This window comes from Sulfolobus islandicus Y.N.15.51, from assembly GCF_000022485.1.
Taxonomy (GTDB): Archaea; Thermoproteota; Thermoprotei_A; order Sulfolobales; family Sulfolobaceae; genus Saccharolobus; species Saccharolobus islandicus.
Map to the genome: position 1 here is coordinate 48,114 of NC_012623.1, position 15,798 is coordinate 63,911.

14 protein-coding genes and 1 pseudogene are annotated in these 15,798 nt (G+C 33.4%); 7 read left to right on the forward strand and 8 right to left on the reverse strand.

The genetic code is table 11. From position 1 onward, the window contains the following. The first annotated feature begins 171 nt into the window (after positions 1–171). Positions 172–1,095, forward strand: coding sequence for a nucleoside hydrolase (locus YN1551_RS00275; RefSeq protein ID WP_012716924.1), 924 nt, complete (start codon positions 172–174; stop codon positions 1,093–1,095). Here YN1551_RS00275 and YN1551_RS00280 read toward each other — a convergent pair. Further along, positions 1,069–1,479 (reverse strand): Fur family transcriptional regulator, encoded by a 411-nt coding sequence (locus tag YN1551_RS00280; protein ID WP_012710237.1) that lies wholly within the window; start codon positions 1,477–1,479, stop codon positions 1,069–1,071. The two genes, YN1551_RS00275 and YN1551_RS00280, sit on opposite strands and share 27 nt — an antisense overlap. 103 nt (positions 1,480–1,582) lie before the next feature. On the opposite strand from YN1551_RS00280, the gene YN1551_RS00285 reads away from it, so the two are divergent. From YN1551_RS00285 to YN1551_RS00295, 3 genes are all read left to right on the forward strand, one after another. Further along, on the forward strand, positions 1,583–2,068 hold the full coding sequence (locus YN1551_RS00285) for a hypothetical protein (RefSeq protein WP_012716925.1): 486 nt from the start codon (positions 1,583–1,585) through the stop codon (positions 2,066–2,068). Further along, positions 2,046–2,723: a class I SAM-dependent methyltransferase gene (locus YN1551_RS00290; protein WP_012716926.1), complete on the forward strand. Its 678-nt coding sequence runs from the start codon at positions 2,046–2,048 to the stop codon at positions 2,721–2,723. Before YN1551_RS00285 ends, YN1551_RS00290 begins: the two co-directional genes overlap by 23 nt. A 189-nt stretch (positions 2,724–2,912) precedes the next feature. Next, positions 2,913–3,611: a cation diffusion facilitator family transporter gene (locus YN1551_RS00295; RefSeq protein ID WP_048052249.1), complete on the forward strand. Its 699-nt coding sequence runs from the start codon at positions 2,913–2,915 to the stop codon at positions 3,609–3,611. Here the strand turns inward: YN1551_RS00295 and nurA are convergent. The 5 genes and pseudogenes from nurA to YN1551_RS00320 form a co-directional block, all read right to left on the reverse strand. Then, positions 3,608–4,627 carry a DNA double-strand break repair nuclease NurA gene (gene nurA / locus YN1551_RS00300; protein WP_012716928.1) on the reverse strand — a complete coding sequence of 340 codons (1,020 nt, stop codon included), beginning with the start codon at positions 4,625–4,627 and terminating at the stop codon, positions 3,608–3,610. The genes YN1551_RS00295 and nurA overlap by 4 nt on opposite strands. Next, a pseudogene (locus tag YN1551_RS00305) lies at positions 4,624–7,220 on the reverse strand (AAA family ATPase). The gene nurA and the pseudogene YN1551_RS00305 overlap by 4 nt, the downstream one beginning before the upstream one ends. Next, positions 7,217–8,365 (reverse strand): DNA double-strand break repair protein Mre11, encoded by a 1,149-nt coding sequence (mre11, locus tag YN1551_RS00310; RefSeq protein WP_012716929.1) that lies wholly within the window; start codon positions 8,363–8,365, stop codon positions 7,217–7,219. Before mre11 ends, YN1551_RS00305 begins: the two are co-directional and overlap by 4 nt. Then, positions 8,365–9,867, reverse strand: coding sequence for a DNA double-strand break repair helicase HerA (gene herA, locus YN1551_RS00315; RefSeq protein ID WP_012716930.1), 1,503 nt, complete (start codon positions 9,865–9,867; stop codon positions 8,365–8,367). Before herA ends, mre11 begins: the two co-directional genes overlap by 1 nt. 95 nt (positions 9,868–9,962) lie before the next feature. Continuing rightward, on the reverse strand, positions 9,963–10,511 hold the full coding sequence (locus tag YN1551_RS00320) for a hypothetical protein (protein ID WP_012715413.1): 549 nt from the start codon (positions 10,509–10,511) through the stop codon (positions 9,963–9,965). Positions 10,512–10,768: 257 nt separating this feature from the next. On the opposite strand from YN1551_RS00320, the gene YN1551_RS00325 reads away from it, so the two are divergent. After that, positions 10,769–12,274, forward strand: a complete 1,506-nt coding sequence (locus YN1551_RS00325) for a bifunctional ADP-dependent NAD(P)H-hydrate dehydratase/NAD(P)H-hydrate epimerase (protein ID WP_012716931.1) — start codon at positions 10,769–10,771, stop codon at positions 12,272–12,274. Here the strand turns inward: YN1551_RS00325 and YN1551_RS00330 are convergent. Continuing rightward, positions 12,266–12,715 (reverse strand): peroxiredoxin, encoded by a 450-nt coding sequence (locus YN1551_RS00330; protein ID WP_012712740.1) that lies wholly within the window; start codon positions 12,713–12,715, stop codon positions 12,266–12,268. The genes YN1551_RS00325 and YN1551_RS00330 overlap by 9 nt on opposite strands. Positions 12,716–12,795: 80 nt before the next feature. Here YN1551_RS00330 and ppcA point away from each other — a divergent pair, with 80 nt between their 5' ends. Both ppcA and YN1551_RS00340 read left to right on the forward strand, forming a co-directional pair. Then, entirely contained in the window at positions 12,796–14,331 is a 1,536-nt protein-coding gene (gene ppcA, locus YN1551_RS00335) for a phosphoenolpyruvate carboxylase (RefSeq protein WP_012716932.1), read from the forward strand. Next, complete coding sequence (locus YN1551_RS00340; RefSeq protein ID WP_012716933.1) at positions 14,328–15,137, forward strand: ATPase; 810 nt, start codon at positions 14,328–14,330, stop codon at positions 15,135–15,137. The genes ppcA and YN1551_RS00340 overlap by 4 nt, the downstream gene beginning before the upstream one ends. On the opposite strand, the gene YN1551_RS00345 is transcribed toward YN1551_RS00340, so the two are convergent. Further along, positions 15,127–15,795, reverse strand: coding sequence for a helical membrane plugin domain-containing protein (locus YN1551_RS00345; protein WP_012710250.1), 669 nt, complete (start codon positions 15,793–15,795; stop codon positions 15,127–15,129). The two genes, YN1551_RS00340 and YN1551_RS00345, sit on opposite strands and share 11 nt — an antisense overlap. Positions 15,796–15,798 lie beyond the last annotated feature (3 nt).

Consider the following 15,798-nt stretch of genomic DNA (forward strand, 5'->3'; position numbering starts at 1 on the left):
CTCCTACTGTCTAGTTCTAGTACAATAGAAATAATAAAAGTCATAAATACTCTTTCTCAATAACTTTAACCTTGTATAAATTCAATCAATTTCAAATTTTTATAATTTATTAAAACAGAGAAGACTTTAGATACTCGCAGTTTATTATATTTGTCAAGGTGATAGAGTTTAATGAGGAAGGTCGTATTAGATTCAGATACAGCTAGCGATGATACTATAGCCATATTGCTTGCATCTAGATATTTCCAATTATTAGGTGTGACAATAGTTGCTGGAAATGTAAATTATAATCAAGAGGTTAAGAATGCACTTTTCACTTTAGAGTACATTGGTAAGCAAGACGTACCAGTTTATTTAGGATCACAAAGACCTATTTTGGGAAATTGGAGAACAGTGGAGGAAGTCCATGGAAGTAACGGAATGAGTGATTGGGACTATCCCGAACCTACTAAAAGGCCAGAGAAAGAGCATGCAATAGATGCTATACTCAGATTGTCGAAAGAATACGACGGGGAATTGGAAATACTTGCAGTTTCCCCTTTAACAAATATTGCTTTGGCTTATCTTAAAGATCCGTCAGTTGTCAAGCGAATAAGAAAGATTTGGATAATGAGTGGTGCTTTTTCAAAGGGTAATACTACCCCTATAGCGGAGTTCAATTTCTGGGTAGATCCCGAGGCTGCTAAAATAGTTTTAGATGCAGGATTTGATATTACCGTCGTTCCTTGGGAAGTCGCTGAAACAAGTGGTTCTTTAAACGAGAGAGATTGGGAAATTATCTCCAAACTCAATACTAAGCTCTCAAAATTCTTTATTAATGTCAATAAGACATTAAAGGAATATACTACTAAGAATCAAGGTATATCTGGTAGTACTCATCCAGATTCCTTAACAGTTTCTATAGCCTATGATAGATCTATTATCTCAGAGTCTTCTCTAAAGTATATTGATTTAGAATTATGTTCAAAGTCAAGAGGAGCAATGTTAATAGACTGGTACAGTTTACATAAAAATAAGCCTAATGCTGAAATTGTATTAAAGGCAGATAGTAACAAGTTCAAAAATCTTCTATTCAGAACCCTTTCCGAGTTTTGAACAATCAGCGTATACTATAATGTTTACATTTTTTACGTCTAAACCATTTTTAACTAGCTTATCCATGAAGTTATCCATTTCAACATCTAAGTCAATAATTCTATTAGAGTCCGTGCAAAAAACATTAACGTGAGGCTTTCTATTAATTTCAAACCAAGTTATACCGTTTGCTTCAAAGGAATTTAGTATTCCAGATTCCTTTAATGTTTCTAGTGTATTATATACTGTGGATAGACTAATACTAGGTTCTGTTTTTTTAAGTTCTTCGTAAATTTGTTCCCCACTGTAATGACCCCCTCTCATTATTAGCTTTAGAATAGCTATTCTTTGTGGCGTTACTTTAAGGTTTCTTTGCCTCAACAGGTTTGCAAGATCAACTTCCATACTGTACTCATTTCTATTTTGGAGTAATTTAAAATTTCTCCTATATGCAACCCTCTTACACCTTAAATTTAGGTTTATAAAGTTAAGTGAGTATTATATAATAATGCAGAACTTTAGGGAAATATCAATTGATATAGTTCTTTCGCATAGGATACGGAACTATGACCAAATAATTCTTGAGGGCAGTAGAAAACGTGATTCGTGCGCGTTTTTCATTTATGGCTATTGTAAAAAAATTTCGTCAAAAAGTAAAGTTCTTGCTAGCTGGATATCTAATGGAAAGATTGTTCCTCATCCCTTATTCTGCTATTTATGTCCATTTTACTCGTTAAGAGACGATGATAAAACCGTAACTATTGATCTTTTCGATATTTACTTAACATATAAAAATTTAAAGACACAAATTGAAAGGGAATTAGAATTTATAGAGAGCAGACTTTCAGAGTTTTCGTTTTCCACTTCCATAGCTCTGAGGAGGAGGAGGGAGGACTTAATAGCTTTCCTTGATGATATCTCAACTAAAATTAAAATACTCATGGAAATAATAAGGGTAAGTGAGAGAGAGCATGGGGACGGAAGATATATTTAATGATCCAAAAAGTTATAAGAAATGGTACGAACTTCATAATAAGTTATACGAGAATGAGAGAAAGGTAGTTAGAAGTTTTAACCTTAAAGATTGTTTAGATTTAGGATCAGGACCAGATATTTTTCATGAGGAAATTAGGGGAAAGATTGTATCTCTGGATATATCGTTACTTATGCTAAAAGAAAGTAAAAGTGACGAGAAAGTTCTAGCTGACGCTTTACATTTACCCTTCAGAGATGACTCATTTAAATGTATATTTAGTTCTGTTACCGTTTGTTTTATAGAAGATGTAAAGGGGTTTATAAAGGAAATAGCTAGGGTAGCTAAAGAAAGGGCAGTTATTTGTTTTATTGCTAGGGACTCTCCATGGGGCGAATATTATGAGAAGCTAGGTAAAAGCGGCCATAAGTATTATTCATATGCTCACTTTATATCAAGGAGAGAGCTTTACGTAGTTATAAACGATTTCATGAAAATCTCAAGAATTAGATCTACGCTAAAAGATATGAGCGAAACGGAAACTGATGAAACTTATAATGATGATAGAGGGTCATTCATCTGTGTTGAAGCTATCCCTAAGAAATCGGAGCCCCTTTCATTGAGTCTTAATAGACACTCGGGGGCTGATCCTGCTGACCCTATCTCTAAACTTTAAAACCTTAGTTTATATTTTTTTCTAATGACTATCCTTTCTTCCAAAATGCTCCTTATTTAGTTTTTTACAATAGTGCTTTGTTGAACACTTCAATTTTCTAAGATGTCAATCTCGTCAATTTTTCTTAAATTCAAAATCGAACGTTGATTTAAAAGTAAGTTCCACGTTAACTCAGATAAAAATTGAACAATCAACAAAGCAATTATCGCCCTAAAATTTATAGGGGAGAATGAAGTAAGTGAGGGGAGGCTTTCTTATGGATTACATAGACTGGAAGTTATTGTTGCTATGATTAATATCTTTGCTATTATCCTCCTTTCACTTATTGTAGTATATACCTCCATAACGTCATTGTTAAAAGAGACTACTAACAGTTCTTTTGCTTTGATTATCTCGTCAGCCCTAGCATCAATTCTAACTTTCTTTGCATCTCCTAAAGAAAAGGACAACTTGGGTAAGAGGGGATTATATGTGCATATAATATCAGACTTTCTAGGATATATAATCGGCTTTGTTATAGGTATTCTTATCCTTATTTCCGGAATACATGAATTGGATCCCGTAGGAGCAATTATACTTGTAATACTAAATTTTGCACTTGCAATCCCATTATTAAAGGAATCTTTTTTAATATTTATGGAAGGTTCTCCAGTGAAAATTGATAATATCATGGGAGAACTTACAAAAATTTCTCCAGGTATTCATCATTTACATGTGTGGTCAATTTGTGATCATGTAAAGGTAGCAACACTTCACGTTAAAGCATCTCCAAATCTGACTATAGCTGAGGCGGATAAGATAAGGGGTTCAATCTGTAGTCTGCTTAGAGAAAAATATGGCATTTCTCATGTAACGGTTCAGTTTGAGACGACGAATGATGACGATTAATAAAACTGGCTGGGCCACCACTCAATATCTTTGTGAAGTTTACTTCCCATTAACTTTATTATTTTTTCCCTATCCATCCTTGAAAATCTAACGTCTATATGAGCTTTTAAGAGTGGAAATGGATATCCCTTAATGCTTACTCCACTCAAATGATCCATTATCTCCTTTACTATTTTCTCATCCACTCTTCCAACCATATCTATTCTAACAACCCTCTTACCATTATCCAATCTAGTATAGAAAGTCGTATATTCCATTTTTCTTAATATCTCAAGCTCGGGTATCTCAGAAATTTTTCTGATGTCTATATTTTTGATTATAAGTTTTGAAAATCCTCTTTTTTCAGTAAACAGTTCAAAAACAGTTATGTCGGGATAGTCTGTACCAAATAAATCTCTCCCCCTACTGGTTTTAGATATCCATAAAACCTTGCCATCATATTGCTCTATTATTCTACTAACGAGAAATTGATTTAGTAGCATTAGCAAATCCCTCATTTTCCTTTCATCTTTTATGCTAATAATACTATTTATGTCGACATTCTTAACTAGCTTTAGCTCTTCATCAGAGATTTGTTGAATATCGACTTTATTACCAATCTTTTTGTTTAAACTTCCATCCATAAGAATGTAATCTCCTTTACTACCATCCCTTAAAGCTACTGATAATTCCAATGCCTCCATTAATAATGATATTCTTTCTTGTGCATCGTTCCCTGGCTTGAATATACCTATTTGACCATCCTCGCTCAATGTCTTTACTCCTTTATTATCTCCGATTACGGATTCAGCTCCTACAGCATAAACTATCCCTATTCTCATAGGTTTACTGAAAGAACCACCATCAATAGCTACAAATCTGCATATTTCGCTTAACTCATTATCTCTAGTGTATTCAGTCCAAAACTCATTAACCTTTTCTTGTATTTCTTGCCTAAGGTAGCTAGCAATATTGTAAATCTGATTTTTTATCTCGTTGTGACTTTCCGCTAACTTATCATATATTTTTCTTATCAAGTCTCCTCCCTCACAAAACTTTTATTTCCTCTCTTTTCAACACGAATAACATAATCAGCTGCTTGGACTACCTCCTCGTCATGTGTTACCACTAATATCTGAGGTACACTTTCCTTTGCTGCCCTAATTATCTCTATTAAGTACGCTTTTCTTTGATCATCTAAATGAATTGTTGGCTCGTCAAGAATGAAGAAGTTAGTATTACTCATCAGTGCCTTAGCTATTGCTAACCTTAAAGCTATAGATAAGGCAATTCTCTCACCTCCACTAAGCGATACTATGGGCAAAGTATCACCGTTATTAGTGTATATTACTATATTCCCACCACTGCCCTTTCCTCTACTAGTTTTTGGCATTATCTCCATTTCTACGTTTTTAATAGATAGATCAAATTTCGATATTATATCATTTAGATTATTTTCAATTAATTGTTTTGTTGCCATGATTATATAACTCTGTAATTTTCGTTCTCCTAATGCATCTCTAATTTTCTCCAGCTTATTAATACCATTGATTATCTTTTCTTTATCTTTTAGTTGCAATTCATAATTCTTAATTCGATTACTTATTTCCTCTATGTCTTTACCTAAACTATCCAATTCGCCCTCCACTCTACTTTTTCTGTTTTCCTTCTCCTTAAGACTGGCATTATGGACATCTAAACTCGTTTTAAGTTCATTATATTTATTTTCATCAAACTGTATGATATTTAATTTTTCCCTTAGTTTCTTAACATCTTCTTGTAGTAGCTCAACTTGTCCTATATAGTCTTCTAGTACTCCTCTTTTCTTCTTCATTTCATCCAAGATTTTTTTCTTCCTCTCTAAATCTGAAATTTTATTCTCCAGCTCTTTACGGTCTAACCCTTGTAATTCGGTTTCTAGAGCCCTCATTTCTTTTTCGATTTCTACTTTTTTCTTGTTCATTTCATCTAACCTATTTTTTTTTTTCTTTCAAGTTCCTTCTCGTCATACTTAAATAGTCTCATAAACTCTTCATAATACTGTTTTAGGTCCTTTATTTCTACATTTATTTTCTTAATTTCCTCCTCTATATCCTTTAAAGCTTCAATCCTATTATGAAGATTCTCTATTTCCTCGTTTAACTTTCTAAGTTGCTTTATTACATTATCGTAATTTGCCTTATTATTTGAGAGTTTTCTATATTCTTTTTCAATTTTATTTAATTCATCAGTGGTTTTCTTTAATTCTTCTTCCAGTTCATTCTTATCTAATTCTAATCGTGAAATGTAACTTTTTGCTTCTTCTACTATTTTTTGTTTGTGTTCCTCATCTAGGGGTCTTCCACATACCGGACAAGTTTCCCCCTTAACTTGACTAAGATTATTTATTATCTCATTTTTCTCAGATATTAGGCTTTCAACTTTACCTAATTGAGCTCGAAGATCAAGTTGTCTTTTTCTTTTCTCTTCCATAATTTGTTCAAGATTACCAATTCTATCTATATCTTTAGAAAACTCACTTGCGTCTTTCTCTAAACGTTCTTTTAAATTTAGTTTGGAGTCTAAATTGGATTTCGATTTGAGATATTCTTCATGTTTTGGCTGTAATTCTTCCAGTTTTCTCTCCAATTCCTTGTATCTTAGATAATGTGGCTCAAGTTCTTTCTTTCTTTTGATAGCTTTTTCATATTCCTCAATTTCCTTTTCTAAATTAAGTATATTATTGGATATCTCTATATAACTTCTCGATAAAACTTCATATTTTTCAAATTTTAATCTAAAATTCTTTAAATTGTCAAGTTCGTTTACCTCCTTTTCAAGCTTATCCATGTTTTCCGTTTGTCTTCTTAGTTCTTCTATACTCTTGTTTAATTCATTTAATTTAGTTTCTTTTACCTTTAAGATAGTGGTCAACTCTAAGTACTGATTTCTTTTCTTCTCATAATCTTCGAATTGTTTCTTTAACTCAGTTATTTGATTTTCCAAGTTCTTTATCTCATCCTCCAGTTTTTTCCTATCTTTTTCTAACTCCAACACTCTATTTCTCTTCTCCTCCAAGTTCTTCTTAGAATCATTATAGTCTTGTTCTATCCTGTCTAACTCTCTTAACTTGTTTTCCAAATTCTTCTTAAATTCCACTATTGGACCTCTGCTATCAATAAGCTTCTCGATTGATTCCAACTTTAGAATTTTCCCCATAATGTCTTGTAAATTCTCCAAAATTTTATCCAATTCTCCTTGTCTAACTATTATTGTTGATAGGGCAATATCTTTATCAATACCCAGAATTTTCTCTATTTCATTAGAGACTACCGTTGCACTACGTGCAACTGGTATTTGATTCCGTATTAACCTATCTTCTGTAGTGCTTCTTATATCCCTTATTATTTCTATTTTATCTTTTTCATTAGAAAGATGTAAGGTAACGCTCGCCTTATTTGAACCTTTTCTTATTAAGTTGTCGTTATTTCCTCTACTATGGGTTCTAAACAAGCTGAATACTATGCCATCTATTATAGAACTCTTACCTGCTCCATTTTGTCCCACTATTACATTTATTTCGCCTAGAAAGTGTATTTCACTGTGTTCATGACTTAAAAAATTAGTCAAAGTAATTTTGTCAATTCTCATAAGTTAACACCTGTTAGTCTTTTTAATATCTCATTTACTATATCTTCAGAATCAACGTTCTTTATCATTTGTAAAATTAAATTAGCCTCGTCCTCGTTGAACTTCTCGTATTTAGTAAGGTATTCGATTATTATCTTATCTAATCCCCTATCTTGCGGCAAGGTATATGTTAAGTTGTCTACACTTTGAATAGTTTCATCTTTATATATTCTATAATAAAGTGCAATATCATTTAAAGGAAGTAACTCTCTGTAAAGTAGATCCTTTCTCATTCTTTCACCTTCTACGATAATGTGTAATATTGGCTTATTGTTTTCACCTTTATTATTTTTTAATAAATCACTTTTTATTTTCGATATGTCATTCTTCAGATTTTTTGTATTTATGGTTACAACTTTTTGTGGCCTTACTGTAGTATTTATCGTGGTAAGTGTAGGTAAGTCCTTTGAAAAGTCTATTAGGTATGCTCCTTTTCCAAATTTTTCATACCCTTCTATTTCCTCTTCTCTCATAATATCTGGAGAACCAGCTATAGCGATTATTGAACCGTCATCTTGAATAAGTCTCCACCTAGTATGCAAATGTCCTAAAGCATAATACCCAAAACCTTTAGGTAAACTTCCTAATTCCATTTGCCACGAACCATCATACGGCAATATCTGTTTTACACCTTGATGTAGTAATAGGATACTCCTACTTGACTTTGGTTTTAAAGAGGATAACGTGCTAACCAATACGTTTTTTGAAACTGTGGGAATATGGGGGATTCCGTATATTTCTATGTCTTTTATAATATATGGCTTATCATAATTCAAAATTTTGATTAAATCCAATTCAGTTAGAATATTATGAGGAATGATGTAACCTTTCCTCTTTGGAGTGTCGTGGTCCCCTGGTATTGAGAGAAATGGTATATTCGCATCTTTTAACTTTTTTAGGATTTTAACAGCTATTACTAATGCATTTGTAGTAGGATTCGAAACATCGAAAAGGTCTCCAGAATGTATTACTGCGTCAACACGTTCTTTAATAGCAATGTCAATTAGTTGTGAGAAAACATCGTAAATATCCTTTTCCCTTTCTGCTAGGGAGTGCTGTCTTTTTCCTAAATGAGTATCAGAAATATGTAGAATTTGTACCATCATCAATCACCAATTTCCGTTCCAAAGTCGGCAAAGCCTTTAGCTATTCTTTCATTTTCTTCTGCTCTCTTCCATTCCCCTATCATGTCGGGGTCTGATCCAAGCAATTTTCCTTCAAATATATCTATCTTCACAACTGCAGGTAATTTTACTATTTTACCTATAATTATAGCCTCACCAACGTCCAAGGAGGACAGTTGTTCAGCTAAATCTTCGCTTAGATTATCACTTGACTCTAAGATGTATTTTTTATCAGTAGGTTCAATTATCTTTAAAATGATCTTGTTTGTCATTTGACTTAATATATTTTCATCTAGGCCTTTAGGCCTTTGACTTACTATTGTTAATCCAACTCCGAATTTTCTGCCCTCTCTTGCTATCCTGGACGCCCAGTACTTGGTTAATGTATTCTCGTTTTTAGACAAGAAAACGTGAGCTTCTTCTATTACGGCTATTATTGGGAATTTAAGGCCACTATTTTTGCTTCTTTTAAAATCTTTCCTAGAATCAAGGATTCTTCTTAAATAATGTGAGACTACTGCATCCATTGAGTCTTCATCTAATTGTGTTAGGCTTACAACGTTTACCTTACCTCTCTTTACTTTTTCAATTATATCTGAAGATGTAAGATCAATGACGTTTGAATACCTATCCATGAATTCTTCGAACTTATTCAGTACCTCATCCTTTGCACTACTCTTTTTATCACTATTTCCTTGAGTTTCCAATTCGTCTCTCATTAGTTCATAAAATTGGCTATTTAGAGTAGAAAATGGTATTTGTCCTTCTTTTAGCTTTTTTCTTATCTCATTTGTTACCTTTATGAAAGCTCTTCTTAAAATTCTGTACTGTATAATTGCATTCTCTCTTATTTCTAGTAACGTAGAAAATTCCCTTGGGGTCATATAAAGAGGGTTAAGTTTAGGTTCAATACGATTTAGATTCTTTATATCGCTATCATAGTACTCTCCATGATAATCAAAGATAAGAACAGATCCCCCAAGTTCAGAAATTCTTTGAGAAAGAACTGCTACTGTATTTGACTTCCCAGAACCAGTAGCTGCTAAAATAGCTAAATGTCTTGCAAAGGAATTTATATTTAATTTAACCTCCACGTTTTTACCTATTAAGCTTCCTATTCTAATTTGGCCATCTTGCGAATAAATACTTTTTAACTCCTCATCTTCAGCCTCTCTAGCTGGGGTTCCAGCGAACGGGGGTATATCGGGCATTAAAAAGTGATTATTCATATCACATAACATTTTTACTTTAGCCTTTGTATAAACGGGTATGCTATTGTTGAATTGTTTTAATCTTTGAACGATTTCTATATCATTCATATTATCATCTAGCATAGGGCTACCTCTAGTCACGTTTGTTATTAGTCCAAGGGCCTTAACGTTATCATATTCTAGAACAACATAAGTTCCTAATCTAACTGGCCTTTCAGCTAGTATCAAAGCCTCTTGTGTTGTAGCTTGACCAATTACATAACCAATTATCATGTATAGATAAAATACTATTGGCTTCCTAAAATGGTTTACTCATTGTAGAAGAGTAATACCTAGAAATGGGAAAAATTTAAAAAGCAAAAATAGCTTTATAAGGCTTTGGCGACAGATTTGATTGTTTCTGAGATTTTTGCTTCTTGTTCAGCGAATGTGCATAGCATTTTTTCAATGTCTTCGTGTCCTTCTTGTTTTGCTGTCATTGCAACCTTATTATACTCACTTATATGTTGTTCTTGCTCTTCTTTAGCCATTTCATTTAAGACTTTAGAAACCTTTGCTATCGTTTCTGCAATCTTAGCCTCTTGATCCGCAAAACTGCATAGCATTTTTTCAATGTCTTCGTGTCCTTCTTGTTTTGCTGTCATTGCAACCTTATTATACTCACTTATATGTTGTTCTTGCTCTTCTTTAGCCATTTCCCCTACTACTCCTCTTAATTCTTGGTTCTTTAATAAGGTCTCGAAGATTGCCTTAGCATGCCCTAATTCTACTAATGCCTTCTCTCTTAATGCCTTAGCTTCTTCTTTTTTTCCTAATTGCTCTAATTTCTCAGCTACTAGCATTAATGACATAAAATCTTCTGCATTTGCTTTAAATAACTCCTTTAGACCCATTTCGGTTTCTTTTCCGAGAGCCATAACAAACACCTACATTAATATACTAATCCAAGGTTTATAAACTTTAATTATAGTCTAACTTAATATTGTTATCATTCCATCACACATAATAATACTGTTCTAAGTTACTAGAAAGCTTACATGAAGAAGTACTAATTAAAATTATAAGGATATTCCTCCTATTTAAGCTTAGCGTGATGAATAACTCCAATCCTGATCAATGATGTAGTAACTCGCGACTGAATTGCATTTATACCCATTTTTTTATATTCAAGTATATGATTTCGGTAAAAGAAATGAGGGCTTTGGAAATAAATAGTTCTGCTTTAGGCGTGTCTACATTAATACTCATGGAGAATGCAGGTAGATCCGTTAAAGACGAAATAGTAAAGAGATTTAACGTAAAGGATAAGGTAGCATATGTTTATGTAGGACATGGTGGAAAAGGTGGTGACGGGTTGGTTGCGGCGAGACATTTAGCCGATGAAGGTGCTAAGGTAACCGTAATTTTATTGGGAGAAAATAAACACGAGGATGCAATCCTTAATCTTAATGTCATAGAAGAGATGGACTATTCAATAACGTTAGTTGAGATAAAGGATATGGATGAACTAAAGCCAATCTCTGCTGATATTTTAATCGATGCCATGTTAGGTACGGGATTCTCTGGAAAGCCAAGAGAACCGTTTAGAAGTGCGATAAAAGCGTTCAACAATAGTAAAGGGTTCAAGGTTTCTATAGACGTTCCTTCCGGGATAAATGCTGATACTGGTGAAGCATATGAAGACGAATATGTTAAACCGGATCTGGTTGTCACGTTTCACGATATCAAACCTGGCTTATTAAAGTATAATTTCAATACTGTGGTCACGAAAATAGGTATTCCAGTAGAAGCCCAAATATATGTTGGGCCAGGGGATTTGATAGTTAACGTGCGTAGTAGACCTTATTACTCTAAGAAGGGTGATAGTGGAAGAGTACTAGTAATTGGAGGAAGTTACACTTTTAGTGGTGCTCCAACTCTAGCCGCTATGGGTGCTTTGAGAGCTGGAGCTGATCTAGTTTATGTAGCATCACCAGAGGATACGGCTAGAATTATAGCAGGATACTCTCCAGACTTAATTACAATAAAATTAAGGGGAAAGAACTTTTCTCCAGACAATTTTGAAGAATTGAAATCATGGATAGATAGAGCAGACGTAGTGGTTATAGGTCCGGGAATGGGTCTAGCTGAGGAGACTATTGAGGCTTCTAAACTAATTGTGAATTATGTTAAAGAGAAGAATAAGCTAGCTGTTATTGATGCTGATGCACTTAAGGCAATAAGTGGGTTCGATTTGTATGAAAATGCTGTAATAACACCTCATGCAGGAGAATTCAAGATATTCTTTGGAGAAGAACCGAATAAGAACATAAGAGATAGAATAAGCCAAGTAATTAGATATGCTAAGAAATGTAAATGTACGGTTCTACTTAAGGGGTATGTTGATATAATAAGTGATGGTAAAAGGTTTAAATTAAATAAATCTGGTAACCCAGGTATGACCGTGGGAGGGAGTGGGGATACGTTGACTGGTATAATAGCAACATTAATGGCTCAAAAAATCGAACCATTTATAGCCGCATATTTAGGGGTTTTCATAAATAGCCTAGCTGGAACTTTAGCATATAATAGGCTCGGAGCTCATTTGACACCTACTGATATAATAAATGAAATTCCAAATGTGATAAATAATCCCTTGGATTCTTTCAAAAGAAAATTGTATAAAAGAGTTTTAAGTTGAGTTTTGTTCCTTTATTATCTCTAATGATTTGTCAGCGTGTTCCTCTGCCTTCTTCAGATTTTTCAAGATATCTACTATTTTGCCATTTTCGTCTATTATGAAAGTCACTCTTTGGGCACTAGTCCCCCTTTCGTTTAACACACTATAAAGTTTCGATATTGTTTTCTGGGCGTCGGCAACTATTGGGAATTTAGCTCCATATTTCTCTGCGAATTTTTTCTGGGTATCAATTTTATCTACACTAACACCTATTACCTCAGCATTCAATTTTTTGAATTCGTCATAGAGTTCAGTAAATCTTTGTAGTTCCCTTGTACAACCACTAGTAAAGGATTTTGGGTAGAAGTATAATATTACTTTTTTCCCTCTAAAATCTGATAACTTAATTTTTCCGAGAGTGGATTCAGCCTCGAAATCTGGTGCTTCTTCTCCTACGTTCATACTAATTTAATTCTTGCGTAATTCGAATATAAGAATTTAGACAAAATATTTTTACTTCTTACTCGTAGTCAGTTAGTAAAATGAGAATCATACCACGTACTATGTCAACACAACATCCCGATAATGCGAAAGTACCAGAGTGGGCAAAAAGCGAAGTTATCGAAGGAGAAGATGAAGTTAAAGAAGCCTTCCTAGCTTATAGTATGTATGGAGTTCATGAGGTAATGTGGGATGCTGAGGGAAAAGACGTAGATACCCATGTGGTAAGAAAGTTATTGTCAAATTATCCAGACTACTTTAGAGAACATATTTTAGGTAAAGATGTATTTTTAACTTATAGGTTACCTAACCCAAAGGTGGAAGGTGCTGATAGAAAAGTATTTGCCGAAACCATGGAGAGCATTCCAATAACTTATGATTTGGCAGAGAAATTTTACGGTAATGGGATTACGGTACCAGTTTTTGAAGTAATTTTACCAATGACAACTAGTAATTTGGAGATAATAAGTGTGGCTAGGTATTACGAAAAAGCAGTTGCAAATGAAGATGAACTAGAACTTTACGATGGTGTAAAAGTAAAGGATTTAGTTGGAGAAATATATCCTAAAGTAATAGAAGTTATACCACTAGTCGAAGATAGGGACTCTCTTCAAAATATTGACAATATAGTGGAGGGATATTATAAGGTAATTAAACCTAAGTATATGAGAGTCTTTTTAGCCAGGTCGGATCCAGCAATGAATTATGGAATGATAACAGCTGTTCTGTCAGTAAAGATTGCCTTAAGTGAGTTATACAAACTTTCAGAATCGTTAAACTTTGAAATATATCCAATAATTGGTGTTGGTTCACTTCCATTTAGAGGCCATTTATCTCCTGAAAACTATGAAAAAGTATTGGAAGAGTATAAGGGAGTTTATACATATACGATTCAATCAGCGTTTAAGTATGACTATGATTACGACAAAGTAAAAAGTGCTATTTCTTCAATAAATAACTCACGGATTGGCCCAGCTAAAATATTGGAAAAGTATGAGGAAGATGTTCTAAGAAAGATAACGATCTTATATACTGAACGTTACCAGCCAATTATAGAAAATCTTGCAAACGCTATAAATGACGTCTCCGTGTTACTTCCTAGAAGAAGAGCCAGAAAACTTCATATTGGCCTTTTTGGATATTCTAGAAGCGCAGGCAAGGTTAGCTTACCTAGGGCAATTTCTTTCGTGGGTTCACTATATTCAATAGGAATACCACCAGAACTAATAGGAATTTCGTCTTTAAGCAATTTAGATGAGAAAGAGTGGGATATATTCAAACAGAATTACGTTAATTTTAAACATGATCTACAAACTGCTGCGAGATTCTTTAATTGGGAGTCGTTCGAATTAATTAAGGATATATGGAAAATTAGTGAGGATACTATAGCAAAGATCAAGGAAGATATCGATTACGCTGAGAGCGTGATAGGCATAAAATTAGGAGGCATAGATTACGATAGTAGAAAACATATCCTAATGTCTTCGCTATTTTTACTATCATTTAAAGAGAAAATCCTTCAAGAATCTAAGAAGTATTTATATGAGATGGCATTAATTAGAAGATCCTTGGGATGAGAATACTAGTAAACGGTCTACTACCACTGGATTCGGGTAAGACAACATTTTCATTATCCATTATTCGACTATTTAATCAAGTAGGAATCAGATTGTTTCCATTCAAGCCAATTGCCGGGCATAATGCTTGGTATAGCTTTAACACTCTCATAAGGAGTGAAGAGTTAGGAATATTGGTTGGGAATGATGCTTTAAAGTATTATGATGAAACAAAATATGATATTAGGAGAATTAATCCATTTGCTGTTCTTTTCGTTCCTATAGATTTGGAAAAGCTAAGCTACAACGTATCTCTATATAATATGATAATGGAGTATGGATTTCCATATTTAATAAGGTTAAGCGACTGCATTAATGGGATAGATCAGTATTTTGTAAACAGTAGTGCAGATATATATGTGCCGAAATCAATGCTGAAATTTACTAGAAACCTAGCCTTAAAATTTAATGCAAAATCATATGATAAAATGAGAGAGATAATAGACGCTTCTCCACAACTAGTAGACAATTGTACTATAGATGTATTTAGAAACTATGAAAACGTGATAATAGAGTCCTATAATGACTCAGCTTCTCCCACTTATAATTCGGCTGACGTAGATTACGTGTTTACAGTCTCCCCTACAAAAGCGTTTCTCATAAAAGGTGAGGAATTTAAGAAGGCCTTATCATTATTTTCAATCCCGGCATGGAATGTTAGAGTCTCCACTCTTATAAAGTATCTAAAAATAGGGAAAAGTTTTGAAATAGATGTAGGAGAAAGAGTAGCTAAAGACGAGATTCTAGATATATTACTCAAGTCTTAGAGTTTTTCTCTGCTTCAAAGGCTAATCCCTTGTCGGGTACGTACAATTTTCCAATGTGTTTTAGTACAGATGCAGCTACTCCCAATCCTCTTTGAATATCTGGATCCTTTAATAACTTGTAAATTTCCCAAATACTAGTTATGGGTTTTACATTTTCGGTTTTTAAGGCTTCTCCAGTTGCAGAAACCAATAAAGTATAATATTTGAAGTTAGTTAGATCTATTCTTGACAGATCATTAGTAATCTCATCCCAATGGTTAATTAGGCTTAATGTGAAATCGTTTATTAGAGAATTTATTATCTTTCCTAAGCTTTCTTCATCTTCTAATAGTCCAATTATGGGGTCTAAAATACCTCTGCTCCTAACTTTATCTATAAGATTTATTAAGAACTGTATATTGTATATATTGTCATCATTAATAAATAACTTAGTGGTCTTTATGATTTTATCCCAACTCGCTAATAATTCTAAGACATCATCACTAGTAAGTGACCCTATTATTTTTCCTATTGTGTTTTCATCTTCTAATATCCCTTTAATTACGTCAAGTATGCCAAGTCTATCAGTAGTGTTTATTACGTCTAGGATTTTGTTAAGACTGTTAAGTTTTTCATCTTTCAGTAAATTGTCTAAAGCATAGAATTCTCCATTAGTCACTTT